We start from the raw sequence: 24181 nt of genomic DNA on the forward strand, positions 1-24181 counted from the left end.
CACCGTGGCGGCCCTGCCCGGGGCCGCTCCGCCCGCGGCAGCCTACCCAGGATCGATCACGTCCGCGTCACGGCAGGGCCGGCGCGCTCGCCCCGACGAGCCAGGCGTCGAAGAGCGGCCGCAGCGGCTTCCCGGCCGTGCGCTCGGCGTGGGCCACGAAGTCGGCCGTGGTGGCGGTGCCGTCGCGCCGCTCGGCCAGCCAGCCGCGCAGGATGCGGAAGAAGGTGTCGTCGCCGACCGCGCGGCGCAGGGCGTGCACGGCCAGCGCGCCGCGCTGGTAGACCGCGTCACCGAACATGGCGGCGCGGCCCGGGTCCACCGTGGGCTTGCTCCAGTCGGTGACCGCGTACCGGTCGGTGAAGGCCCGCTCGACGGTGCGCCGGCCGTCGTGCTCCGCCCAGAGCCATTCCGCGTACGTGGCGAAGCCCTCGTTGAGCCACAGGTCGCTCCACCGGGCCACCGAGACGCTGTCACCGAACCACTGGTGGGCCAGTTCGTGCGCGACCACGTCGGTGTTCGGGCCGGCGCCCCGGAAGAAGCCCGGCCCGTAGACCGGCCGGGACTGGGTCTCCAGCGCGTACCGGATCCGGTCGTCGGCCACCACGATCCCGCCGTACGCGTCGAACGGGTACGGCCCGAAGCGGCCGGCCAGGAAGTCGGCGATCTCGCCGGTGCGGGCCACCGACGCGGCCGCCGGACCATCGGCGGGCAGGCCGGCGGCGACGGCCGTGACGATCGGCTTCCCTCCGTGGGTGCCGGTCGCCACCCGGTAGTCGCCGATCACCAGGGTGGACAGGTAGCTCGCCATGGGGCTGGCCTCGGACCAGCGCCACGTCGTCCAGCCACCCCTGCTCCCGGTGCCCTTCGGTACGCCGTTGCTCAGCGCGGCGAGCCCGTCCGGCACGGTCACCTCGATGTCGTAGGTGGCCTTGTCGGAGGGGTGGTCGTTGACCGGGTACCAGGTGCTCGCCGACTCCGGCTGGCCCAGCGCGATCGCGCCGTCCCCGGTGGCGTGGAAGCCGCCGTCGCCCAGCTCCGCGCTGGGCAGCGGCTCGGGCACCCCGCCGTACGTCACCTCGACCGCGAACCGCTGGCCGGCCGGCAGCCCGCGGGGCGGGGTGATCACCAGCTCGGCGCCGTCGCGCCGGTGCTTCGCGGGGGCGCCGTCGACGCGTACCCGGTCGACGGTCAGGCCGGCCAGGTCGAGCTGGAACCGGGACAGCGCCCTGGTGGCGGTGACGGTCAGGACGGCCTCGCCGGTGAGCCGGTCGTCGGCCGGGTCGTAGCGGACCTTCAGCGCGTAGTGCCCGACGTCGTAGCCGCCGTTGCCGGCGCCCGGCACGTACGGGTCGCCCACGTCCGCGGCGCCCGGGTGGAACGGCCCGTCGTCGTCCCGGGTGCAGCCGCCGGCCAGCAGCGCGACGGCGAGCACCGCCGCGCCCCACCGCGGGCCGCGCGTCATCCGCCGAGCCTAGACGCGCGACGGCGCGGGAGGGATCGGAATCCCCACCCGCGCCGTCGGCCGGTCACGTGGTCAGCGGTCGAGGACCAGGCCGACCTTCTGGAACTCCTTGAGGTCGCGGTAGCCGCACTTGGCCATGGCCCGGCGGAGCCCGCCGAAGAGGTTGAGCTGGCCGTCGGGCTCGTCGGCCGGCCCGAAGAGCAGCTTCTCCATCGAGCCGAGCGGCTCGCCGGCCACCTCGAACGCGCCGCGCGGCAGCGACGGGTGGCTGGCGGCCGAGTGCCACCAGGCACCGCCGGCCGGGGCCTCCTCGCAGAGCGACAGCGGCTCGCCGAGCATCACGGCGTCGGCCCCGCAGCCGAGCGCCTTGGCGATGTCGCCGGAGGTCTGCATGTCGCCGTCGGCGATGAGGTGCACGTACCGGCCGCCGGTCTCGTCCAGGTAGTCGCGGCGGGCCGCGGCGGCGTCGGCGATGGCGGTGGCCATCGGGACCCGGATGCCGAGCACCGACTCGGTGGTGGACCAGTCGTCGCCGCCGACGCCGACGATCACGCCGGCCGCGCCGGTGCGCATGAGGTGCAGCGCCGTCTTGTAGTCGGTGCAGCCGCCGACGATGACCGGCAGGTCGAGGTCGGCGATGAACTCCTTGAGGTTCAGCGGCTCGTCGGTGGTCGAGACGTGCTCGGCGGAGACGATGGTGCCCTGGATGACCAGGATGTCCACGCCGGCGTCGAGGATCACCGGGGCGAGCGCCAGGGTGTGCTGCGGGGAGACCCGGACGGCCACCGTGCCGCCGCCGTCGCGCAGCTCGCGGACCCGCTCGGCGATCAGGTCGGGACGGATCGGCTCCGCGTAGACCTCCTGGAGCCGCTTGGTGGCCCGGGCGTCCTCGTCCAGGCCGGCCAGCTCCTCCAGCACCTTGGCCGGGTTCTCGTAGCGGGTCCACAGGCCCTCGACGTTGAGCACGCCGAGGCCGCCGAGCTGGCCCAGCCGCACCGCCGAGGCGGGGCTCATGGTCGCGTCGGAGGGGTGTCCGACGCAGGGGATGCCGAACTGGTAGGCGTCGAGCTGCCAGGCCGTGGAGACGTCGTCGACGTCCCGGGTGCGGCGGCTCGGCACGATGGCGATGTCGTCCAGGTGGTAGCCGCGCTGCGCGGTCTTGCCCAGCCCGATCTCGACCACGTCACGCATGGGGGACTCCAGGTGGTTGGGGGTGGTGGGTCAGCGGGAGTGGTAGTTCGGCGCCTCGACGGTCATCTGGATGTCGTGCGGGTGGCTCTCCTTGAGGCCGGCCGCGGTGATCCGGATGAGCTGGCCGCGCCGGTGCAGCTCGGGGATGCTCTCGGCGCCGACGTAGCCCATGGCGGCGCGGAGCCCGCCGGTGAGCTGGTGGGCGACCTGGGCGAGCGGGCCGCGGTAGGGGACCTGGCCCTCGACGCCCTCGGGGACCAGCTTGTCCTCGGCGAGCACGTCCTGCTGGAAGTAGCGGTCCTTGGAGTAGGACTTGCCCTGGCCCCGCGACTGCATCGCGCCGAGCGAGCCCATCCCCCGGTACGCCTTGTACTGCTTGCCGTTGATGAAGATCAGCTCGCCGGGGCTCTCCTCACAGCCGGCCAGCAGGCTGCCGAGCATCACGGTGTCGGCGCCGGCCACCAGGGCCTTGGCGATGTCACCGGAATACTGGATGCCGCCGTCACCGATCACCGGGACGCCGGCCGGGCGGGCCGCCCGGGACGCCTCCATGATCGCGGTGATCTGCGGGACGCCCACGCCGGCCACGATCCGGGTGGTGCAGATGGCACCCGGGCCGACGCCCACCTTGATGCCGTCGGCGCCCGCGTCGACCAGCGCCTTGGCGCCGGCGTAGGTGGCGATGTTGCCGCCCACGATGTCGATGGCCACGTCCTTCTTGAGGCGGGCGACCATCTCCAGCACGGCCCGCTGGTGGCCGTGGGCGGTATCCACGATGAGCACGTCCACCCCGGCGTCGACAAGCGTGCGGGCCCGCTTGTACGCGTCCTCGCCGACGCCCACCGCGGCGGCGACCCGGAGCCGGCCGGCGGAGTCCTTGGTGGCGTTCGGGTACTGCTCGCTCTTGGTGAAGTCCTTGACGGTGATCAGCCCGCGCAGCTTGCCGGCCTCGTCGACGATCGGCAGCTTCTCCACCTTGTGCCGGCGGAGCAGCGACAGCGCCTCGTCCTTGCTCACGCCGACGGAAGCGGTGATCAGCGGGGTCCGGGTCATGATGTCGCGGACCGGCGTGGCCGGGTCGGAGACGAAGCGCATGTCCCGGTTGGTCACGATGCCGACCAGCTCGCCCTGCCCGTCGACCACCGGCACACCGGAGATGCGGTAGCGGCCGCAGAGCGCGTCGACCTCGCGGAGGGTGTCGTCCGGGCTGGCGGTGACCGGGTTGGTGATCATGCCGGACTCGGAGCGCTTGACCAGGTCGACCTGGAGCGCCTGGTCCTCCACGGAGAGGTTGCGGTGCAGCACGCCGATGCCGCCCTGGCGGGCCATGGCGATCGCCATCCGCGCCTCGGTGACGGTGTCCATGGCGCTGGACAGCAGCGGGACGTTCAGCTCGATGCTGCGGGTGAGCATCGTCCGGGTGTTGACCCGGCTGGGCACCACGTCCGACTCGCCCGGCTGGAGGAGCACGTCGTCGAAGGTCAGCCCGAGCGGCACCACCCGGGCCGAGCCGGCGGGCAGCTCGGGCAGATGGCCGCCCAGCTCACCGCCGTCGCGGCCGGCCGGGATCTCGGTGCTGGGCGAATTCTCCACGATTGCTCCCCTGAGCTGGTCGGACGGGCTGCGGCGAGGCGGTGCGCGCGGGCACCGGCGCACGCCGGCAAGACGGCGCGTCGCTTCATCGTACCTATTGAGCTGCTCCGCCCCCGGCAGCGGCGGGCGCGGGTAGGCGGCGCCACAGGGAGTCCCGGGGGCGGACTTTCCGGCGGCTCGGGGACTACGGTGAGGGGGTGCACGACGAGCCCATCGACCCGTTCAACGGCGACCCGGCCGATCCGGCTGCCGGCCTGCACGATCCGCGCGAGGACGACGCGCTCGACCCGCTGAGCGAGGTCGAGCGGCAGGACGTCCTGGAGGACCTGGCCGACCTGGAGATCTACCAGGCCCTGTTGCAGCCCATCGGGGTCCGCGGCCTGGTCATCGAGTGCGAGGACTGCCGCGAGCCGCACTACTTCGACTGGGACCTGCTCCGCGGCAACCTGCGCCACCTGCTCAACTCGGGGCGGCCCCGCGTGCACGAGCCGGCCTACGACCCCGACCCGGACCACTACGTCAGCTGGGACTACGCCCGCGGCTACGCCGACGGGGTGCACGACACCCTCACCGAGGGCACGGACGACTCCGCCGAGGAGTGACCGGCCGGCTCAGGCGACCAGGCCGGCGCGGAAGCCGGCGGCCACGGCGTGCGCCCGGTCGCGCGCGCCCAGCTTGCGGAACAGCCGGCGGGCGTGCGTCTTGACGGTGTCCTCCGAGACGAACAGCTCCCGCCCGATCTCCGCGTTGCTCTTCCCCTCGGCCATCCCGAGCAGCACCTGAAGCTCACGCTCCGTGAGCCCGATGGCGCTGCGCGGGCTGCGCGCCGGCCGCTGCGGGCCGCCCGCCGGCGCCTGCTCCGCCTCGGCCGCCGCCGGGTCGGCCGGGTCCTCGCCGCGCTGCACCGGAACCACCGTGGGACCCCCGCCGGGACCCTCCGCCGCGCCCGCCGGCCACGCCGCCCCCGCGGGGGTACGCCCCGGCGCCGCGGACCGGGCCGGCCCGCCGACCGCCGCGGCGTCCCGGGCCGGGTCGGTGACCCGGTGCCGGTTGGTGCGCCCGGGGGCGGAGAGCAGCAGCAGCGCCTTGGCGACCGCGCTGGTCAGGTCGTGGTCGGCGTTCTGGATGAGGCCGCGGGCCCCGGCGCTGATGGTGGCCGCGGCGGCCTCCGACTCCTCGGCCCCGAGCAGCAGCACGGCGGCCTGCGGGGCGCGGGCGAGCACCCGGCGGACGAAGCCGGCGCTGTCCGGCCGGGTGAGGGCGGTGTCGGCGAGCACCACGTCGACCTGGCGCTCCGCGAGCCGCAACATCACCTCGGGATCGGAGACGGCCGTCCGGAGCACGCCCGACAGCCCGAGCCGCGCCGCCGCGGAGGTCAAATGCTGGGCTGCGAGTGGTGTCCGAACGCACACGAGAACGCTACGCACAGTGGTCTCCTCTCCGACTCAGAGCAGACCACGACGGGGTGTGCTCGGGAGGAGGTTCCGGGCAATCATCCGAACTTTTCCGGCAGATGGGGCATATGCCGCCAACTGTCCGACGTTTTCGATCACAGATGTGTGAGCGCGGGAAAGCCCGGGTACCGAGGGGTCACTCCGGAAACGGTGTCCCGCGCGGACCACCCGCACCGGTAGGAGCTGGCCACGAAGATTCTCCGCGGTGCCGCGCGGGAGGAGGGGTGCTGATGTCGAACGTACGCAGACTGCCCGGACCCATTGTCGACCTCTGGGACTGGCAGCGGCTCGGTGCCTGCCGCGGGCGGGACAGCGCGCAGTTCTTCCACCCGGACGGCGAGCGCGGCTCGTCGCGGCTGCGTCGCGAGTCCGGCGCCAAAGCCGTCTGCCGCACCTGCCCGGTGCGCGCCGAGTGCGCCGCGCACGCCCTCTCGGTCCGCGAGCCCTACGGCGTGTGGGGCGGCTTCAGCGAGTCGGAGCGGCTGCGGCTGCTGGCCCTCGGCTGGGAGGACCTGGCCGACCGCCGGCAGGCCCGGGTGGACATCGCCCGGCTGGAGGCCCGCCTCGGCCGCCCGCACAAGTCCGCCGTCCCGGACCAGCGCAAGATCGCCTGACCGTTCCGCATCGACCACCGCGACGCCGCGCTCCTGTCCGGGGCGTGGCGTCGCACCGCGTTTGCGCGGCGCCGGCTCGCCGCGGCGTCCGCGAAGCCACCAACTGGTCCCGGAGGGGACCTGCGGGCGACTACACACTTGATGACGTAAGTGGATCGCCGATGAGCGGCGCGGCGGGAGCAGCGGGAGCGCCCAGCGGGAGCGGGAGCGCCCCGGCGCCTGAACCGTTTACGACATCAAGTTCCTAGTCTGCGACGAGGACCACCGCGACCATGGCGGAGCGGTCGCGGCGCCCTGCCATCGGCCGCCTCGTCACCCGCACTGCGACGTACCGCCCGCCGCCCCAGCCCGGCCGGCAGACCGCGCCGGGAGGATCAGCCGACCTTGACCGGGACGGTGTGCCAGCCGGTGGCGCCGTCCGGGGCGACCGGGCGGCGCTGCTCCGGCTGCGTCTCCCCGGCAGCGTCGGTGGCCCGGACCTGGAGGGTGTGGTCGCCCGGGGTGGCGTCCCAGCGCCACGACCACTGCACCCAGGTGTCGACCGAGACCGTCGGGGCCAGGGTCGCCTCGTGCCAGGGGCCGTCGTCGACGCGTACCTCGACGCGGCGGATGCCCCGGTGCTGGGCCCAGGCCACCCCGGCGACCGTGACCGGCCCGGCCGTGAGGCCGTCGCGCCGGCGCGGCGCGTCGATCCGGGACTGCGTCTTGATCGGCCCCTGCGCCGACCACCCGCGCGGCACCCAGTACGCGTCGAAGTCCGCGAAGCTGGTCAGCTCCAGCTCGGTCACCCACTTGCACGCCGAGACGTACCCGTAGAGGCCGGGCACGACCATCCGCACCGGGAAGCCGTGCTCCACCGGCAGCGGCTCGCCGTTCATGCCGACCGCCAGCAGGGCGTCCCGGCCGTCCCGCAGCACCGCCGTGGGGGTGCCACAGGTCCAGCCGTCGACCGAGCGGCCGACCACCTGGTCCGCACCCTCCTCCGGCTCGACCTCGTCCAGCAGCTCCCGGAGCGGCACGCCGAGCCAGCGGGCGTTGCCGATCAGGTCGCCGCCCACCTCGTTCGAGACGCAGGCCAGCGTGATGTGGCGCTCGACCATCGGCCGGGCGAGCAGGTCGTCGAAGCTCAGCTCCAGCGGCCTGCGGACCCGGCCGTGGATGCGCAGCCGCCAGGTCGCCGGGTCGACCTGCGGCACCACGAGGGCCGTGTCGATCCGGTAGAACTCCCGGTTCGGCGTGACGAAGGGGGCGAGCCGGTTCACCGAGAGGTCCGCGCCGGCCGGCACCGGTGGCGCGGGCGCCACCGGCGTGGGGAGCCGCACCGCCTCGCGAGCCGCCGAGACTCCGCGCCGCCCGGCCAGCCAGTGCCCGCCGAGCCCGGCCACGGCAGCCGTACCGGCCAGCAGGCCGACGCCGCGCAGGAACCGGCGCCGCGACTCGTCCCCGGCGGGCTCCTGCGGCTCCCACCCGGCCGAAGCCTCGTCCCGCGCGAGCGCAGCGACGGCCGGAGGCGCGGACGCCGGGGGCTGCGCGGGCCCGGACTGCGCGGGCGTGGCTGTCTCCGGCCTCGGCGTGGTCGGCGGCGTCCACGGCCCGGCATTCTCGCGGAGCGGACCGGCGACGAACGCCCAGAGCGTGAGCGCACCCAGTGCGCCGCCGACCAGGGAGGGCAGCGCGTCGAGGGCATCCGCGCCGGCCCGGGTCAGGGCGGAGGCCATTCCGAGGGCCGCGAACGCGGCGATGCCGGCCAGGCCGAGGAGGAGCCGCCGGGCCGCCAGCACGCCGAGCAGCGCGGCGATCGCGGCCAGCAGCACCGCCGTGCCGACCAGCAGGGCGATCTTGTCGTAGGTGCCGAAGACCGCGATGGCGAACTGTTTGAGGGGCTCCGGCACGACGTCGACGACCAGCCCGCCGACCGCGATCAGGGGGGCGGACCGGGGGCCGGTGAGGACGGCCACCGGTTCGGCGACACCGATCGCGACGGCCGCGGCCGTGACCCCGGCCAGCGCGGCCCGGCCGCGCGACATGCTGCTCACGGCGACCAGTGTCGTCGGTCGAAGCGGGCGACCGCCAACCTCGTCAGCGTTCCGTAAGCAGAAGCGGGTCAGGGCACACCGCCGGGATCGGCGGTGTGCCCTGAACGTCAGGCCGTACGGCTCGGCATCAGAAGCCCGGGCCGTGCTGGTGGCCGTGCCCGTGGCCGTGGCCGTGCCCGGCGTCGGCCGGCTCGGCCTTCTCCGGCTTCTCGACCACGAGGCTCTCGGTGGTGAGCAGCAGGCCGGCGATCGACGCGGCGTTGGCGACCGCGTTGCGGGTCACCTTCACCGGGTCGAGGATGCCGGACTTGACCAGGTCGACGTACTCGCCGTTGGCGGCGTTGAGGCCGTTGCCCCACTCCTGGGCGGCGACCTTCTGCACCACCACGTAGCCGTCGTGGCCGGCGTTCTGGGCGATCCAGCGCAGCGGCTCGACCAGCGCCTTGCGCACGATCGAGACGCCGACCTTCTCGTCACCGGTGAAGCCCAGGTCGTCGTCGAGCACCGGCAGGATCTGGGCCAGGGCGGCGCCGCCACCCGGAACCGTGCCCTCCTCGACCGCGGCCTTGGTCGCGGAGATCGCGTCCTCGATGCGGTGCTTGCGCTCCTTCATCTCGACCTCGGTGGCCGCGCCGGCCTTGATCACCGCGATGCCGCCGGAGAGCTTCGCCAGCCGCTCGGCCAGCTTCTCCCGGTCCCACTCCGAGTCCGAGGCCTCGATCTCCTTGCGGATCTGGGCGACCCGGTCGGCGACCTCGGCGGACTGCCCGCCGCCGTCGACGACCGTGGTGTTCTCCTTGTCGACCACCACGCGGCGGGCGGTGCCGAGGACCTCCAGGCCGACCTGGTCGAGCTTGTAGCCCAGCTCCGGGGCGACCAGCTCGGCGCCGGTCAGGATCGCCATGTCCTGGAGCATCGCCTTGCGGCGGTCGCCGAAGCCGGGGGCCTTCACGGCGCAGACCTTGATGGTCTTGCGGATCGCGTTGACCACCAGCGTGGACAGGGCCTGGCCCTCGACGTCCTCGGCGATGATGAGCAGCGGCTTGTTGTTCTGGAGGACCTTCTCCAGCAGCGGCAGCAGCTCCTCGATCGCCGAGATCTTCTGCGTGGTGATCAGGATGTACGGGTCCTCCAGGACCGCCTCCTGACCCTCCACGTCGGTGACGAAGTTCGGCGAGATGAAGCCCTTGTCGAACTGGAGGCCCTCGGTGACCTCGAGCTCGGTGGTCAGGGCGGAGCCCTCCTCGACGGTGATGACACCGTCGCGGCCGACCCGCTCCATCGCCTCGGCGATCAGCTCGCCGATGGTGGCGTCCTGCGCGGAGATCGTCGCGACGTGCGCGATCGACTCCTTGTCGGCCACCTCGACGGCCCGGCCGAGCAGCGCCTCGGAGACCTTGGCGGCCGCCGCGTCGATGCCCCGCTTGAGGCCGGTCGGGTTGGCTCCGGCGGCCACGTTGCGCAGGCCCTCGCGGACCATGGCCTGGGCCAGCACGGTCGCGGTGGTGGTCCCGTCGCCGGCGACGTCGTTGGTCTTGGTCGCCACCTCCTTGACCAGCTGCGCGCCGAGGTTCTCGTAGGGGTTGGTGAGCTCGATCTCCTTGGCGATCGTCACGCCGTCGTTGGTGATCGTGGGCGCACCAAACTTCTTGTCCAGGACGACGTTGCGCCCGCGCGGGCCGAGAGTGACCTTGACCGCGTCGGCGAGGGCGTTGACACCGTGCTCCAGCAGGTGTCGGGCGTCGTCCGAGAAGCTCAGGATCTTCGCCATCTGTATCCCTTCGAAGCGACGTTGCCCCGGCCCGGCGAGCCGGACCGGGGCAACGACACTGATCGGTTGCTTACTTCTCGATGACCGCGAGGACGTCGCGGGCGGAGAGCACCAGGTACTCCTCGCCGGCGTACTTGACCTCGGTGCCGCCGTACTTCGAGTAGAGGACGGTGTCGCCGACCTTGACGTCGATCGGCACGCGGTTGCCCTTGTCGTCGATCCGGCCCGGGCCGACAGCGAGGACGGTGCCCTCCTGCGGCTTCTCCTTGGCGGTGTCGGGGATCACGATGCCCGAGGCGGTGGTGGTCTCGGCCTCGTTCGCCTGGACCACGATGCGGTCCTCGAGCGGCTTGATCGCAACCTTGGTCGCGGTAGTCACGGGCATACCCTCCTGGGGTACTTGGTGTCGTTGCCGGTCGGCGCGCCGACCGGCGTCAATCTGCCACATGCCACCGGGCGGGGCCGTCGTCGCGGGTGCCGGTCCGCCTGGCGCTCAACCCCCGGACACCAGGGCCCGGGCGTTGGCACCCTCAGGGTGAGAGTGCTAATCGCAGGTTATTCCTCGGCTAGCACTCCGTCAAGGAGAGTGCCAACCCGCCGCGTCCCGTGTCGCCCCGGCACCACTCCGGGGGCCCCGGGCCGGGCGGGTCGGGCGGCCGGAAGAATGGCCGCGTGGACCTGGAACAGTTCGCCGCTCTGCGTACCCCCGAGGGGTCGGCCGCGCTCGACGCGGCGGCGCGGGTGGCCGGCGGCGACCCGCTGGCGGCGGCGGCCACGCTCCGCTCCGCCGGAGTGCCGGCCGGGCTCGCGGCGGCGGCGTTGACCCAGGCGGAGCTGCGGCGCCGCGCGGCCGGCAAGTTCGGCGCGGCGGCGGGCGGCATGTTCCTCACCCGGGCGGGGCTGGAGCAGGCCACCCGGGGCGCCGTGGCGCGGCGCCGGGCGGAGCGCCTGCGCGCCGCGGGCGTGGCGACCCTGGCCGACCTGGGCTGCGGCCTCGGCGCGGACGCGCTGGCCGCGGCCCGCGCCGGCATCCGGGTGTACGGCGTGGAGGCCGACCCGCTCACCGCCGCCATGGCCGCCGCGAACGCCGAGGCGGCCGGGCTGGCCGACCGGTTCACCGTGGAGTGCGGGGACGCGACGGTGTTCGACGTGACCCGGGTCGACGGGGTGTTCTGCGATCCGGCCCGCCGGAAGGCCGGCACGGGCCGGCGGATCTTCGACCCGAACGCCTACTCCCCGCCCTGGGACTTCGTCACCGGGCTGGCCGAGCGGGTGCCGCGCACCGTGGTGAAGGTGGCCCCGGGGCTCGACCACGCGCTGATCCCCCCGGGCGCCGAGGCCGAGTGGGTGAGCGTCGACGGCGACCTGGTCGAGGCGGCGCTCTGGTGCGGCGCGCTCGCCGAGGTGCCCCGCCGCGCCAGCGTGCTGCGGGAGCAGGCCGCACACGTCCTGACCGGCAGCGGTGACGCCGAGGCGCCGGTGGGGCCGGCGCGCCGCTTCCTGTACGACCCGGACCCGGCGGTGGTGCGGGCGCACCTGGTCGCCGAACTGGCCGGTGACCTCGACGCGACGCTGGCCGACCCGAGCATCGCCTACCTGTACGGCGACGAGGCCCGGCCGACCCCGTTCGCCCGCTGCCTGGAGATCACCGACGTGCTGCCGTTCTCGTTGAAGCGGCTGCGCGCCCTGCTGCGGGAGCGCCGGGTCGGCCGGGTGGAGATCCTCAAGCGGGGCTCGGCGCTGGAGCCGGAGAAGCTGCGCCGGGACCTGAAGCTGGCCGGCGACGCGGCGGCCAGCCTGGTGCTGACCCGGGTCGCCGGGGCGCCGACCGTGCTGCTCTGCCGCCCGCTTCCCGCCTGACGGTTTCCCACTCGCCCGGCGGGTGGAGCCGGGTTAGCTTGTCGCTCATGGCGGGACAGGGCACTCCGGCGACGGCACTGCTGACCAAGCGGAAGATCACGCACAGCACCCACCCGTACGACGTCTCGCCGGACGCGCCGAACTACGGCGCCCTGGTCGCGGCGGCCCTCGGGGTGCCACCGGCCCGGGTCTTCAAGTCCCTGGTCACCGAGGTCGACGGCGGGCTGACCGTGGCGGTCGTGCCGGTCACCGGCGAGCTGGACCTCAAGGCCCTCGCCGCCGCGGCCGGCGGCAAGCGGGCGGCCATGGCGGACCGGACGGTGGCCGAGCGGGCCACCGGGTACGTCCGCGGCGGGATCAGCCCGCTCGGCCAGCGCAAGCGGCTGCCCACGGTCGTCGACGCCTCGGCGCTGGAGCATCCGACGGTCTACGTCTCGGCGGGCCGCCGCGGCCTGCAACTGGAGCTCGCCCCCGCTGACCTGGTCGCGTTGACCGGGGCCGTCACCGCGCCGATCGCCGCGCGCTGAGCCGGCCCACCAGCGTGGGCCTGGGAGCGCTTCCGAGGGAGCGCTCTCTGGCGGTGACCGCGGGGTGTCAGCCGCGTTGCCGAATTGTTACTGCTGCCAACAAACTTCTGACCTCGGCTCTCTTGCGCCACTCCGGAGCGGGGGAATACGTTGCCGGGCACAACAAAACACCGACAACAACTCCCCCAACCCCCGAAAGGACCCATGCATATGCGCAAGGGCTTCCTCACCTTCGCGGCCGTCGGTCTTCTTGCGACCGGCAGCATGGCCGCCTGTGGTGACAACGGCGGTTCCGACCAGGCCGGCGGCTCGACGGACAAGAAGCCGAAGATCGGCGTGATCCTCCCCGACAGCAAGTCCTCGGCCCGGTGGGAGGGCGCGGACCGCAAGTACCTCAAGGAGGCGTTCGACGCGGCCGGCGTCGAGTCGGACATCCAGAACGCCCAGAACGACAAGAACGCCTTCCAGACCATCGCCGACCAGATGATCACCAACGGCGTCAACGTGCTGATGATCGTCAACCTGGACTCCGGCACCGGCAAGGCCGTGCTCGACAAGGCCAAGTCGCAGGGCGTCGCCACCATCGACTACGACCGGCTGACCCTGGGCGGCTCCGCCCAGTACTACGTGAGCTTCGACAACGAGGCCGTCGGCAAGCTCCAGGGCGAGGGCCTGAGCAAGTGCCTGACCGACAAGGGCGCCAAGAACCCCTCGATCGCCTACCTCAACGGCTCCCCGACCGACAACAACGCGACCCTGTTCAAGAACGGGTACGACTCGGTGCTCAAGCCGAAGTTCGACTCGAAGGAGTACACCAAGGTCGCCGACGACTCGGTGCCGGCCTGGGACAACGCGCAGGCCGCCACGATCTTCGAGCAGCAGCTCACCAAGGCCCGCGGCAAGATCGACGGGGTGCTGGCCGCCAACGACGGCCTGGGCAACGCCGCCATCTCGGTGCTGAAGAAGAACAAGCTCAACGGCAAGGTCCCGGTGACCGGCCAGGACGCCACCAAGGAGGGCCTGCAGAACATCCTCCTGGGTGACCAGTGCATGACGGTCTACAAGGCGGTCAAGAAGGAGGCCGACGCGGCCGCCGAGCTGGCCATCGGGCTGGCCAAGGGCCAGAAGAAGGACACCGGCCAGACCGTCAAGGACCCGGAGGGCGGGCGGGACGTCCCGGCCGTCCTGCTGGAGCCGAAGGCGATCTACAAGGACAACGTCAAGGACGTCGTGGCCGACGGCTACGTCACCAAGGACGAGCTCTGCACCGGTAACTTCGCCAAGCTCTGCACCGACGCCGGCATCAGCTGACCCATCCCCCGCTCCAGGCGGCGCCGCCCGGCACGGACACCCGTGCCGGGCGGCGCCCACGCCGGACGGGATCCGAGACCTTCCCTCCGTTTCCCAAGGAGACCCCCGTGTCCGCAACCCCCCTGCTGGAGCTACGCGGGATCGACAAGAGCTTCGGTCCCGTCCAGGTGCTGCGCGACGTGGCCTTCGCCGCGTACCCCGGCGAGGTGACCGCGCTGGTCGGCGACAACGGCGCCGGCAAGTCGACCCTGGTCAAGTGCATCAGCGGCATCCATCCCACCGACGCCGGCGAGTTCCACTTCGACGGCCGGCCGGTGAGCATCAACAGCCCCCGGGACGCCGCCGCGCTGGGCATCGAGGTCGTCTACCAGGACCTCGCGCTCTGCGACAACCTCGACATCGTGCAGAACATGTTCCTCGGCCGGGAGAAGCGCAGCGGCATCGTGCTCGACGAGCCGACCATGGAGCAGATGGCCGCCGAGACCCTGGCCGGGCTGAGCGTGCGGACCGTCAAGTCGCTGCGCCAGCACGTGTCCAGCCTCTCCGGCGGGCAGCGGCAGACCGTGGCCATCGCCAAGGCGGTGCTCTGGAACAGCAAGCTGGTCATTCTCGACGAGCCCACCGCCGCCCTCGGCGTCGCGCAGACCGCCCAGGTCCTGGAGCTGGTCCGCCGGCTCGCCGACAACGGCCTGGCCGTGGTGCTCATCTCGCACAACATGAACGACGTCTTCGCGGTCTCCGACCGCATCGCCGCCCTCTACCTCGGCCAGATGGTCGCCCAGGTCAAGACCAGCGACATCACGCACTCGCAGGTGGTCGAGCTGATCACCGCCGGTCGCTCCGGCAACCTCGGCCTCGCCGACACGGGCAGCAACGGCACCGGCGCCGCGCCCGCCGACACGACTCCAGGAGCCGTCCGATGACCACCACCGCCGTCAAGAAGGAAGGCCCCGCCGCGGTCGCGCCGGCGCCCACCGTCGGCTCGCACTTCAACAACTACTGGCGCCGGGTACGCGGTGGCGACATCGGCGCGCTGCCCGCCGTGTTCATGCTCTTCGCGCTGGCCGTCGGCTTCTCGATCGCCCGCCCGACGTTCTTCACGGCCGGCAACTTCGCCAACCTGTTCACGCAGGGCGCCGCGGTCACCCTGATCGCGATGGGCCTGGTCTTCGTCCTGCTGCTCGGCGAGATCGACCTCTCCGCGGGCTTCGCCAGCGGCGTCTGCGCGGCCATCCTGGCCAACGTCGTCACCGAACTCGGCTACCCGTGGTACGTGGCGGTGCTCGCCGCCGTCCTCACCGGCCTGGTGATCGGCACCGGGCTCGGCCTGCTGGTGGCGAAGGTCGGCATCCCCTCCTTCGTGGTCACCCTGGCCGGCTTCCTCGCCTTCCAGGGCATCGTGCTGATGCTCATGAAGGAGGGCTCCAACATCTCGGTGCGCGACGACGTCCTCCTCGCCATCGCCAACCGCAACCTCTCCCCCGCGCTCGGCTGGGCGCTGGCCGGGGTGGCCGTCGCCGGGTACGCGGCCGCGCAACTGCTGCGGCACCGCAACCGCGCCGCCCGTGGCCTGCTCACCGACCCGTTCGCGGTGGTCATCGCCCGGATCGTCGGCCTCGCCGTCATCCTCGGCCTCGCGGTCTACGTGCTCAACCTGGAGCGCAGCCGCAACGTGCTGGTCGTCTCGCTCAAGGGCGTGCCGATCGTGGTGCCGATCATCGCGCTGCTGCTGGTGATCTGGACGTTCGTGCTCCAGCGCACCAGCTACGGCCGGCACGTCTACGCCGTCGGTGGCAACGCCGAGGCGGCCCGCCGGGCCGGCATCAACGTCGACCGGATCCGCATCTCCGTCTTCGTCATCTGCTCCACGATGGCGGCGATCGGCGGCATCGTGGCGGCCAGCCGGGCCAACTCGGTCGACCCCAACACCGGTGGCAGTAACGTACTGCTCTACGCCGTCGGCGCGGCGGTGATCGGCGGCACCAGCCTGTTCGGCGGCAAGGGGCGGGTCCTCGACGCCGTGCTCGGTGGCGCGGTGGTCGCGGTCATCGACAACGGTATGGGACTGATGGGTTACAGCTCGGGCGTGAAGTACGTGGTCACCGGAGTGGTGCTGCTCGCCGCCGCCACGATCGACGCGCTGTCCCGGCGGCGGGCCGCCGCCACGGGCACCCGCTGAACCCGGTACGGACATGACGGTGGCGATGCGTGCGGGACCGAGCCAGGACGAGATCCGTCGGCAGAACCTCGGCGCGTTGCTCCGCTACGTCCACGTGCGGGGGGCCACCACCCGGGCGGAGCTGACCACCGCGCTCGGCCTCAACCGCAGCACCATCGGCGCGCTGACCGCCGACCTGGCCGGCGCCGGTCTGGTCAGCGAGGGGACGCCGAAGGAGACCGGCCGGGCCGGACGACCGTCGCTGGTCGTCCGGCCCGAGTCGGCGCGGGTCTACGCGTACGCGTACAGCATCGAGGTGGACCGGCTGCGGGCCGCGCGGGTCGGGCTCGGCGGTGAGGTGCTCGACCGCCGGGAGCTGGAACGGCCGCGGAACCTGGTCGCCGGGGCGGCCGCCCCGCTGCTGGCCGACGCGGTGCGGGAGATGCACCGGTCCGTGCCGCCCGACTCGATCTGCGTCGGCGCCGGGGTGGCGGTCTGCGGGATGGTCCGCCGCGAGGACGGGCTGGTGCGGCTCAGCCCCACCACCGGTTGGGTGGACGAGCCCATCGGCGCGGCGCTCGCCGCCGAGCTGGGCGTCGACGTGCCCATCACCGTGGGCAACGTGGCCGACGTGGCCGCCTTCGCCGAGCACGCCCGGGGCGTCGCGGCCGGCTGCGACAACGTCATCTACCTCTACGGGGACGTCGGTGTCGGTGCCGGCATCATCGCCGGCGGGCGGCGGCTCACCGGGCACGGCGGCTACAGCGGCGAGGTCGGCCACATGGTGGTGGTCCGGGACGGGATGCGCTGCGACTGCGGGCGGCGCGGCTGCTGGGAGACCGAGATCGGCGAGCACGGGCTGCTCCGCGCCGCCGGCCGCTCCGACGCGCGGGGCCGGGAGGCGCTGCTGGCCGTCTTCGACGCCGCCGACCGGGGCGACGCCCGGGCCCAGACCGCCGTGCGGCAGGCCGGCGACTGGCTCGGCTTCGGCGTGGCCAACCTGGTCAACATCTTCAACCCGGAGATGGTCATCTTCGGTGGCACCATGCGCGACCTCTACCTGGCCGCCGCCGCCCAGGTGCGCAGCCGGCTCAACTCCAACGGGCTGCCCGCCTGCCTGGAGCACGTGCGGCTGCGTACCCCGAAACTCGGCGACGACGCGGCGCTCATCGGCGCCGCCGAGCTGGCCTTCGAGCGCCTCCTCGCCGACCCGCTCGACGTCGGGTGACCGGCCGCCGCGGGCGGTGAACTGAATCGGCTCGTGATCCGTACCAGTGGGCGGACGGACGGCCGCGGGGGCGGCCGTCCGCGCCATCCCGCGTACCGGTCCGGACCGAGGAGGCACCGCAACCATGGCACCGCTGGAATCCGTACGCCGCCGGCTGGCGCACCGGGTGATCCTGCTGCTCGTCGCGCTCGCCGCGGGGATCGGCGTCCTTCCCGGCGCGGCACTGGCCGCCCCCAACCCCGTCGTGCAGCTCAACGCCGCCGACATGACGCTGCTCAACGGCGTACGGCTGGCCGGGCTCTGGGAGATGCCGGCCGGGCAGATGGCCGCCGAGAAGGGCCAGTCGAAGCGGGTACGGGAGATCGGCGCGGAGATCGCGCGACAGCACGGCGTCCTGGACCAGCTCGTGGTCGAGGCCGCGAACAAGCTGGGCGCCACCCTGCCGACCACACCGACCACCCAGCAGCAGGGCTGGCTGACCGAGATGCAGAACGCCACCGGCGCCCAGTTCGACCAGATCTTCGTGACCCGGCTGCGGGTCGCGCACGGCAACATCTTCCCGGTGATCGGCGCGGTCCGGGCCAGCACCCGGGACCCGATCGTGCGCAAGCTCGCCGACCAGACGAACACCTTCGTCACCAACCACATGCTGATGCTGGAGAGCACCGGGCTGGTCCGCTGGCAGCAGCTCCCGCCTCCCGCCATGCCCCCGGCGCAGAGCGACTCGCTGATCGCGGCCGCCGGGGCCAACGTCGGCAGCAGCGGCGGGACCCAGGTCAGCACCACCCTCGTGTGGGCCGTCTTCCTGCTCGCCCTGGCCACCGGCGGGTACGCGACCTGGCGGCTGCTGCGCCGCACCTGATGACGCTGTTGGCCACGGGGCCCCCAACGGTGTTCCGGCGGGGGCCTCTCGGTCAGCCGTGCCAGGAGCGCCAGAGGGCCGCGTACGAGCCGTTGGCCGCGACCAGCTCGTCGTGCGGGCCCAGCTCGGTGATCCGGCCGTCCTCGACCACCGCCACCCGGTCCGCGTCGTGCGCGGAGAAGAGCCGGTGCGCGATGGCGATGACGGTCCGACCCTGGAGCACGGCCGCCAGCGAGCGTTCCAGCGCCCGGGCCGCCCGCGGGTCGATCAGCGAGGTGGCCTCGTCCAGCACCAGGGTGTGCGGGTCGGCGAGCACCAGCCGGGCCAGCGCGAGCTGCTGCGCCTGGGCCGGCGAGAGCGGGTGCCCGCCGGCGCCGACGCGGGTGTCCAGCCCGTCCGGCAGCGCCTCCGCCCAGTCGAGCGCGTCGACCGCGGCGAGCGCCGCTCGCACCTCGGCGGGCCCGGCGGACGGGCGGACCATCGCCACGTTGTCGGCGAGGGTGCCGATGAAGACGTGGTGCTCCTGGCTGACCAGCGCGACATGGGTGCGCAGCTCGGCCAGGGGCAGCCCGCTGAGCGGCCGGCCGTCCACGGACACCGTGCCGGCGCGCGGCGGGTGCACCCCGGCCAGCAGCCGGCCCAGGGTGGACTTCCCCGCACCGGACGGGCCGACCATGGCCAGCTTCTCCCCCGGCCGGGGCACCAGGGTCACCCCGTGCAGCACGTCGTGTCCGGCGCGGTACGCGTACCGGACGTCGTGGGCCGCGAGCCGCCCGTCGTCGCCGACCGGCCGGTCGGGCGACGCGTCGGCGGCTCCGGCCGGCCGGTCGGCGGCCTCGGCCGGCTCGGCCACGCCGAGCAACCGGGCCAGCGAGGCGCCGCCGACCTGGAACTCGTCCAGCCAGGAGAGCAGCCGGTCGACCGGGTCCACCAGCTGCTGGGCGTAGAGGGTGGCCGCGGTGACCTGCCCGAGGCTGACCCAGCCCTCCAGGTAGAACCAGCCGCCGAGCAGCAGCGTGCCGGCCACCGGCAGCAGGTAGCCGATCTCGGCGATCGGGAAGAAGACCGTCCGCAGGTTCAGGGTGTAGTACTCGGCCGCGTACGACCGGCGGATGTCGGCGTCGGTACGGGCCCGGCGGCGGGCCTGCTGGCGCAGCGCCTCCGTGGTCCGGGCTCCCTCGACGGTCTCGCTGATCCCGTCGGTGATGTCGGAGTACGCGGCGTTCTCCCGCAGGTAGCCGGCCGGCGCCCGGCGCAGGTACCAGCGGGTGCCGGCGACCAGCATGGGCACCGCGAGCAGGCAGGGCAGGACCAGCAGCGGCCCGGTCAGCACCACGGCGCCGAGGATCAGCAGCACCGTGACCGCCGCGATCAGCGTCTCCGGGGCGGCGAACCGGACCGTGCGGGACAGCGCCGCGACGTCCCGGGACGTGCGGGTGAGCAGGTCACCGGTGCCGGCCCGCTCCACCGTGGACAGCGGCAGGGCCAGCACCCGGTCGACGAACTCCTCGCGCAGCTCGGCGAGGACCCGCTCGCCGAGCCGGGCCGAGGCCAGGTGGGCGAAGCGGACCAGCACCGACTGGGCGACCACGAAACCCGCGATGGCCAGGGCGATCCGGTCGACCGTCACGGCGCCGACCCCGCGCGAGATCCCCTCGACGAGGTCGCCGAGGAGCCGGGGCGCGACCAGGCCGGCGGCCGCGGCGAGCGCGTGCAGGCCGAGCGCCGCGGCCAGGCCGCGCGGGTGCCGGCGGAACAGCTCCCGCGCGTACCGGCGGACCTGCCGCGCGTCGGCGACGGGCAGGGCGTTGCTCACCGGTCCTCCTCCCGGCTCACCGCGGCCCGGTACCGGGGCTCGGCAACCAGCAACTCGTCGTGGCGGCCCTCGGCGACCACCTTGCCGTCCTCCACGAAGACCACGTGCTCGGCGCGACCGAGCACCAGCGGGCTGGTGGTGCAGACCAGCGTCGTCCGGCCGCGCCGCGCGGCGGCCAGCCGGTCGGCGACGCGCGCCTCGGTGTGCGCGTCCACCGCGCTGGTCGGCTCGACCAGGATCAACGTCTCCGGGTCGGCGACCAGCGCCCGCGCCAGCCGCAGCCGCTGCCGCTGCCCGCCGGAGAACTCCCGGCCGCGCTCGGCCACCGGGCCGTCCAGGCCGCCGGGCAGCGCCTCGACGATGTCCGTGGCGCTCGCCGCGACCAGCGCCGCCTCCACCGCCCGGCGATCGCCCCGGTCGTGCGGGTCGAGCTCCGTGCGGAGCGCGCCGCTGAACAGCTGCGCGTCGTTGTCGGCCACCAGGATCCGCTCGCGCACCGTTGCCAGCGCCACGTCCCGCAGCGGTACGCCGTGCAGCGTCACGTCCCCGTCGGCGTACCGGCCGAGGCGGTCGGCGATCTCGGCGGCGTCCTCGGGTGCGGTGGCGGCCAGCGCGGTGAGCCGGCCCGGCCGCAGCACCAGCCCCGAGCGCACGTCCACCAGCTCGCCCGGCCCCTCGGGCACCGCCACCGGGCGGGCCGGGTCGGTGAACTCCGGGGCCAGGCGGAGCAGCCGCACCACCCGGCGGGCTGCGACGTGCCCCCGGGTCAGCTTGTCGGCCGCCTCGGTGAGGTTGCGCAGCGGGCTGACCAGGAACGCCGTGTAGCCGTAGAAGGAGACGAGTTGACCCGCGCTGATCTCGCCGCGCAGCGCGAACCGGGCCCCGAGCCAGGTCACCAGCACCACGAAGACGCCGGGCAGCAGGATCTGCGCGGCCTGGATGAGCGACTCCACCCGGGCCACCCGCAGGCCGTCCGCCCGCAGCGCCTGGGACTGCTCCCGGTAGCGGGCGCCCAGCACCGGCTCACCGCCCACCCCGCGCAGCACCCGCAGCCCCGAGACGATGTCGCCGGCCCGGGCGGTCAGCTCACCGGTCGACTCCCGGTACGCCGCCTGCTGCCGGTGCAGTGGCCGGATCAGCAGCGCCACCAGCGCCATGAGCAGCGGCACCCCGAGCACCACGACGAGGCCGAGCGGCACGGACGCGGTGAGCAGGATCACCGACACGGTGGCGATGGCGACCAGCGATCCGGTGCCCCGGGCGGTGATGTCGACGGCGCTGCCGATGTGCTCGATGTCGGCCGTACCGATGCTCACCACCTCGCCCGCGGCGACCCGGCGGGGCAGCGCGGCGCCGAGCCGGTTGGTGGCGTCCACGGTGACCTGCACCGTGCGGTACGCGGCGCCCAGCCAGTTGTGCGCCGCGCAGCGGTGCCGCAGGATCCCCGTCACCGCCTGGACGACGCCCAGCCCGAGCAGGACGAGGCCCCAGCGGACCAGGGCGTCCGGGTCGCGGTGGGCCAGGCCGGCGTCGACGGCCCGGCCGATGGCGGCCGGCATCAGCGCCTGCGCCACCATCCAGGTGACGCCGAGGGCGATGGCGCCGCCGAAGAGCAGCGGGTGTCGACCGGCGAGCCAGACCAGGTAACGGGTGGCGGACCGGGCGTCGGGGGTGCCGGGATCGCCGGCGGGTGAGAAACGCATGACCACCCGACGCTAGGTGCCGGGCCGGGGCGGACGCCAACCAGTTTCCCGCCGGTCAGGGGGGCCGCCGGGTCAGCGGTCGACCTGGGTGAAGTCCCAGCTGTGCGGCGGCCGGGCGACCAGCCGCATGGGCGGCTCGGGCAGTTCCCGGGGGTTGCTCCGCCACTTCGAGATCACCACCACCCGGTGGTCGGTGGAGGAGAACACCTCGCTGGACAGGTGCAGCGGCTCGTGCTCGAACTCGGGCAGCGCGGTCTCGCACACCCAGGTGATCAGGTCGGCGAAGCCGTACGGCTCGGCCTTCGCCTCCCACATCCGGACGATCACGTCGGTCCCCTCCCCGCCTCAGACGCTGACCACGGTCAGCGGCATGGCGGAGTCGGCGGGCAGGTCCAGCCGGCTCGGGGCGACGCCCGCGGCGACCAGGTGCGAGCCGAGCGCGGCCACCATGGCGCCGTTGTCGGTGCAGAGCTTCGGCCGGGGTGTACGCACCCGGACGCCGTGCTTCGCCGCCCGGTGCTCGGCCATCGCCCGCAGCCGCGAGTTGGCCGCCACCCCGCCGCCGATCACGAGCGTGTCGATGCCGCTGGTGCGGCAGGCGTCCAGCGCCTTGCCGACCAGCACGTCGCAGACCGCCTCCTGGAAGGACGCGGCCACGTCGGCCACCGGCACCGGCTCGCCCGCCCGCTGCCGCGCCTCCACCCAGCGGGCCACCGCGGTCTTGAGGCCCGAGAAGGAGAAGTCGAAGCGGTGCCCGGCCAGGTCCTTGGGCGCGGTCAGCCCGCGCGGGAAGGCGATCGCCGCCGGGTCGCCGGCCCGCGCCTCCCGGTCGATGAACGGGCCGCCCGGGAAGGGCAGCCCGAGCAGCCGGGCCACCTTGTCGAACGCCTCGCCGGCCGCGTCGTCGATGGTCGCGCCGAGCGGGGTGACCTCCCGGGCCAGGTCGTCGACGCGCAGCAGCGAGGAGTGCCCGCCGGACACCAGCAGGGCGATCGCCGGCTCGGGCAGCGGGCCGTGTTCCAGAGTGTCCACGGCCACGTGCGCGGCGAGGTGGTTCACCCCGTACACCGGCTTCTCGGCGGCCACCGCGTACCCCTTGGCGGCGGCGACCCCGACGAGCAGCGCGCCGGCCAGGCCCGGCCCGGAGGTGACGGCGATCGCGTCGATGTCGGCGATGGTCACCCCGGCCTCGCGCAGCGCCCGGTCCATGGTCGGCACGATGGCCTCCAGGTGGGCACGGCTGGCCACCTCGGGCACCACGCCGCCGAACCGGGCGTGCTCCTCGACGCTGGAGGCCAGCGCGTCGGCGAGCAGGGTGTGCCCGCGGACGATGCCCACGCCGGTCTCGTCGCAGGAGGTCTCGATGCCGAGGATCAGGGGTTCGTCAGCCATGCGCGTCAGTCCTCGTTGCGCTGCATGACCAGCGCGTCGGTGTTGCTCGGTTGGTAGTAGCCGCGGCGCACGCCGATCGGCTCGAAGCCGTACATCGCGTAGAGCCGCTGGGCGGGAGCGTTGTCGGCGGCGACCTCCAGCAGCGTGCTGCGCACCCCACGCCGGGCCGCCTCGGCGAGCAGCGCCTCCAGCAGCAGCCGGCCGATCCCACGGCGCTGCGCGTCCCGGCGGACCGCGATGTTCTGCACCCACGCCTCGTCGGGCGGCGCCACCATGAGCCCCGCGTAGCCGAGCACCGTGCCCTCGTCGTCGGTGGCGACCAGGTAGTGGTGGCCGTTGGCAAGCTCGTTCCAGAACATCGCCGGGGACCACCGCTCGGCGCCGAACAGGTCCGCCTCCAGGGGCAGCACCTCGTCGACGTGCCACCAGCGGAACCGGCCCAGTCGGACCTGGCTCATTGCAGGACCGGCTTGTGCCCGGTGGCCGCCACCGCGTCCGGGCGGCGCAGGTAGAGCGGGGTGAGCGGCTCGCCGGGGGCGCCCGCGCGGATCCGCTCGGCGGCCAGGCGGGCCAGCGCCAGGGCGTCCGGGTAGCGCGGCTCCTCCCGGACCGGCAGGCCGAGGACGTCGGCGTACCGGTGCGCGCCGTCGCCGACCGCGACCGTGACGGCCAGGTCCCGGGCCCGCTCGGCGGCGACCGCGGGGGCGTCCACGTTCGGACCGGCGATGCGCTGGCCGGCGCCGTCGTAGACGGCCCAGTAGACCTCCCGGCGGCGGGCGTCGCTGGCGGCCAGGACCGGCTCGCCGGCGGCCGCCGGGTGGCCGATCCCGTCCAGCGAGCAGACCCCGTACGTCGGGATGCCGAGCACCTGGCCCATGGTGGCTGCGGTGACCAGGCCGACCCGCAGCCCGGTGAACGGCCCCGGGCCGAGCCCGGCGACGATCGCCGCCAGGTCGGCCGGGCGGGCGTCGACGTCGGCCAGCACCGCGTCGACCTGCGGGGCGAGCAGCTCGCCGTGCGCCCGGGCGTCGACCGTGCACCGCTGCGCGCGGGCCGCGACGCCGTCCGCCGAGACCTCGACCAGCGCCGCGGTCACCGCGGGCGTCGAGGAGTCCACCACGAGTACGAGCACGGTATGCCAGCCTAGTCGCCGCCCCGGTTACCGGCGGTGACGCCCCTCCCCCGTCACCGCTGGCGTCGGAG

The 24181-nt window shown here is 73.9% G+C and carries 22 protein-coding genes; 9 read left to right on the forward strand and 13 right to left on the reverse strand.

Annotated elements, in window-relative coordinates:
- Positions 1-67: 67 nt before the first annotated feature.
- The 3 genes from GA0070214_RS13400 to guaB all read right to left on the reverse strand — a co-directional run bounded on the left by GA0070214_RS13400 (position 68) and on the right by guaB (position 4246).
- A complete protein-coding gene (locus tag GA0070214_RS13400; protein ID WP_091262640.1) occupies positions 68-1462 on the reverse strand; it encodes a M1 family metallopeptidase in 1395 nt (464 codons plus the stop codon).
- A 72-nt stretch (positions 1463-1534) separates the two neighbouring features.
- Positions 1535-2653, reverse strand: a complete 1119-nt coding sequence (locus GA0070214_RS13405) for a GuaB3 family IMP dehydrogenase-related protein (protein ID WP_091262642.1) — start codon at positions 2651-2653, stop codon at positions 1535-1537.
- Between the two features lie 30 nt (positions 2654-2683).
- Positions 2684-4246: an IMP dehydrogenase gene (guaB, locus tag GA0070214_RS13410; RefSeq protein WP_091262644.1), complete on the reverse strand. Its 1563-nt coding sequence runs from the start codon at positions 4244-4246 to the stop codon at positions 2684-2686.
- Between the two features lie 197 nt (positions 4247-4443).
- Between guaB and GA0070214_RS13415 the strand changes: the two genes are divergently transcribed.
- Complete coding sequence (locus GA0070214_RS13415) at positions 4444-4848, forward strand: DUF5319 domain-containing protein (RefSeq protein WP_091262646.1); 405 nt, start codon at positions 4444-4446, stop codon at positions 4846-4848.
- A gap of 9 nt (positions 4849-4857) precedes the next feature.
- Here the strand turns inward: GA0070214_RS13415 and GA0070214_RS13420 are convergent, their stop codons facing one another.
- Positions 4858-5673, reverse strand: a complete 816-nt coding sequence (locus GA0070214_RS13420; RefSeq protein WP_091262648.1) for a helix-turn-helix transcriptional regulator — start codon at positions 5671-5673, stop codon at positions 4858-4860.
- A gap of 257 nt (positions 5674-5930) precedes the next feature.
- Here GA0070214_RS13420 and GA0070214_RS13425 point away from each other — a divergent pair, with 257 nt between their 5' ends.
- Complete coding sequence (locus GA0070214_RS13425) at positions 5931-6314, forward strand: WhiB family transcriptional regulator (RefSeq protein WP_091262649.1); 384 nt, start codon at positions 5931-5933, stop codon at positions 6312-6314.
- A gap of 374 nt (positions 6315-6688) precedes the next feature.
- On the opposite strand, the gene GA0070214_RS13430 is transcribed toward GA0070214_RS13425, so the two are convergent.
- The 3 genes from GA0070214_RS13430 to groES all read right to left on the reverse strand — a co-directional run bounded on the left by GA0070214_RS13430 (position 6689) and on the right by groES (position 10506).
- Positions 6689-8350, reverse strand: a complete 1662-nt coding sequence (locus GA0070214_RS13430; protein WP_091262652.1) for a molybdopterin-dependent oxidoreductase — start codon at positions 8348-8350, stop codon at positions 6689-6691.
- A gap of 127 nt (positions 8351-8477) precedes the next feature.
- On the reverse strand, positions 8478-10121 hold the full coding sequence (gene groL / locus GA0070214_RS13435) for a chaperonin GroEL (RefSeq protein ID WP_091262654.1): 1644 nt from the start codon (positions 10119-10121) through the stop codon (positions 8478-8480).
- A 70-nt stretch (positions 10122-10191) separates the two neighbouring features.
- A complete protein-coding gene (groES, locus tag GA0070214_RS13440) occupies positions 10192-10506 on the reverse strand; it encodes a co-chaperone GroES (RefSeq protein WP_018222648.1) in 315 nt (104 codons plus the stop codon).
- A gap of 287 nt (positions 10507-10793) precedes the next feature.
- On the opposite strand from groES, the gene GA0070214_RS13445 reads away from it, so the two are divergent.
- From GA0070214_RS13445 to GA0070214_RS13475, 7 genes are all read left to right on the forward strand, one after another.
- Positions 10794-11981, forward strand: coding sequence for a THUMP-like domain-containing protein (locus GA0070214_RS13445; protein ID WP_091262656.1), 1188 nt, complete (start codon positions 10794-10796; stop codon positions 11979-11981).
- A gap of 47 nt (positions 11982-12028) precedes the next feature.
- A complete protein-coding gene (gene ybaK, locus GA0070214_RS13450; protein ID WP_091262658.1) occupies positions 12029-12508 on the forward strand; it encodes a Cys-tRNA(Pro) deacylase in 480 nt (159 codons plus the stop codon).
- A 210-nt stretch (positions 12509-12718) separates the two neighbouring features.
- Positions 12719-13819, forward strand: a complete 1101-nt coding sequence (locus GA0070214_RS13455; protein ID WP_091262660.1) for a sugar ABC transporter substrate-binding protein — start codon at positions 12719-12721, stop codon at positions 13817-13819.
- 107 nt (positions 13820-13926) lie between these two features.
- On the forward strand, positions 13927-14742 hold the full coding sequence (locus GA0070214_RS13460) for an ATP-binding cassette domain-containing protein (protein WP_091262662.1): 816 nt from the start codon (positions 13927-13929) through the stop codon (positions 14740-14742).
- Positions 14739-15998, forward strand: coding sequence for a sugar ABC transporter permease (locus GA0070214_RS13465; RefSeq protein WP_091262664.1), 1260 nt, complete (start codon positions 14739-14741; stop codon positions 15996-15998). Before GA0070214_RS13460 ends, GA0070214_RS13465 begins: the two co-directional genes overlap by 4 nt.
- A 25-nt stretch (positions 15999-16023) precedes the next feature.
- Positions 16024-17205 (forward strand): ROK family protein, encoded by a 1182-nt coding sequence (locus GA0070214_RS13470; protein ID WP_091263113.1) that lies wholly within the window; start codon positions 16024-16026, stop codon positions 17203-17205.
- 124 nt (positions 17206-17329) lie between these two features.
- A complete protein-coding gene (locus GA0070214_RS13475) occupies positions 17330-18067 on the forward strand; it encodes a DUF4142 domain-containing protein (protein ID WP_091262666.1) in 738 nt (245 codons plus the stop codon).
- 52 nt (positions 18068-18119) lie between these two features.
- Here GA0070214_RS13475 and GA0070214_RS13480 read toward each other — a convergent pair whose 3' ends face one another.
- The 6 genes from GA0070214_RS13480 to tsaB form a co-directional block, all read right to left on the reverse strand.
- Complete coding sequence (locus GA0070214_RS13480; protein ID WP_091262669.1) at positions 18120-19883, reverse strand: ABC transporter ATP-binding protein; 1764 nt, start codon at positions 19881-19883, stop codon at positions 18120-18122.
- Positions 19880-21586 (reverse strand): ABC transporter ATP-binding protein, encoded by a 1707-nt coding sequence (locus GA0070214_RS13485; protein ID WP_091263115.1) that lies wholly within the window; start codon positions 21584-21586, stop codon positions 19880-19882. The genes GA0070214_RS13480 and GA0070214_RS13485 overlap by 4 nt, the downstream gene beginning before the upstream one ends.
- A 72-nt stretch (positions 21587-21658) precedes the next feature.
- On the reverse strand, positions 21659-21913 hold the full coding sequence (locus GA0070214_RS13490; RefSeq protein WP_091262671.1) for a hypothetical protein: 255 nt from the start codon (positions 21911-21913) through the stop codon (positions 21659-21661).
- An 18-nt stretch (positions 21914-21931) separates the two neighbouring features.
- On the reverse strand, positions 21932-22978 hold the full coding sequence (gene tsaD / locus GA0070214_RS13495) for a tRNA (adenosine(37)-N6)-threonylcarbamoyltransferase complex transferase subunit TsaD (protein WP_091262673.1): 1047 nt from the start codon (positions 22976-22978) through the stop codon (positions 21932-21934).
- Between the two features lie 5 nt (positions 22979-22983).
- A complete protein-coding gene (rimI, locus tag GA0070214_RS13500) occupies positions 22984-23436 on the reverse strand; it encodes a ribosomal protein S18-alanine N-acetyltransferase (RefSeq protein ID WP_091262675.1) in 453 nt (150 codons plus the stop codon).
- A complete protein-coding gene (gene tsaB, locus GA0070214_RS13505) occupies positions 23433-24110 on the reverse strand; it encodes a tRNA (adenosine(37)-N6)-threonylcarbamoyltransferase complex dimerization subunit type 1 TsaB (RefSeq protein ID WP_091262676.1) in 678 nt (225 codons plus the stop codon). Before tsaB ends, rimI begins: the two co-directional genes overlap by 4 nt.
- Between the last annotated feature and the right edge of the window lie 71 nt (positions 24111-24181).

The sequence above is a fragment of the Micromonospora chaiyaphumensis genome (assembly GCF_900091435.1).
Taxonomy (GTDB): Bacteria; Actinomycetota; Actinomycetes; order Mycobacteriales; family Micromonosporaceae; genus Micromonospora; species Micromonospora chaiyaphumensis.

What these genes read in the sequence shown, in the direction of transcription:
- GA0070214_RS13405 (WP_091262642.1), bottom strand. Translation starts at nt 2,653, where the DNA reads ATGCGTGACGTGGTCGAGATCGGGCTGGGCAAGACCGCGCAGCGCGGC.
- groL (WP_091262654.1), bottom strand. Translation starts at nt 10,121, where the DNA reads ATGGCGAAGATCCTGAGCTTCTCGGACGACGCCCGACACCTGCTGGAG.
- groES (WP_018222648.1), bottom strand. Translation starts at nt 10,506, where the DNA reads ATGCCCGTGACTACCGCGACCAAGGTTGCGATCAAGCCGCTCGAGGAC.
- ybaK (WP_091262658.1), top strand. Translation starts at nt 12,029, where the DNA reads ATGGCGGGACAGGGCACTCCGGCGACGGCACTGCTGACCAAGCGGAAG.
- GA0070214_RS13400 (WP_091262640.1), bottom strand. Translation starts at nt 1,462, where the DNA reads ATGACGCGCGGCCCGCGGTGGGGCGCGGCGGTGCTCGCCGTCGCGCTG.
- GA0070214_RS13475 (WP_091262666.1), top strand. Translation starts at nt 17,330, where the DNA reads ATGGCACCGCTGGAATCCGTACGCCGCCGGCTGGCGCACCGGGTGATC.
- GA0070214_RS13465 (WP_091262664.1), top strand. Translation starts at nt 14,739, where the DNA reads ATGACCACCACCGCCGTCAAGAAGGAAGGCCCCGCCGCGGTCGCGCCG.
- GA0070214_RS13485 (WP_091263115.1), bottom strand. Translation starts at nt 21,586, where the DNA reads ATGCGTTTCTCACCCGCCGGCGATCCCGGCACCCCCGACGCCCGGTCC.
- GA0070214_RS13470 (WP_091263113.1), top strand. Translation starts at nt 16,024, where the DNA reads ATGCGTGCGGGACCGAGCCAGGACGAGATCCGTCGGCAGAACCTCGGC.
- GA0070214_RS13455 (WP_091262660.1), top strand. Translation starts at nt 12,719, where the DNA reads ATGCGCAAGGGCTTCCTCACCTTCGCGGCCGTCGGTCTTCTTGCGACC.
- tsaD (WP_091262673.1), bottom strand. Translation starts at nt 22,978, where the DNA reads ATGGCTGACGAACCCCTGATCCTCGGCATCGAGACCTCCTGCGACGAG.
- rimI (WP_091262675.1), bottom strand. Translation starts at nt 23,436, where the DNA reads ATGAGCCAGGTCCGACTGGGCCGGTTCCGCTGGTGGCACGTCGACGAG.
- GA0070214_RS13425 (WP_091262649.1), top strand. Translation starts at nt 5,931, where the DNA reads ATGTCGAACGTACGCAGACTGCCCGGACCCATTGTCGACCTCTGGGAC.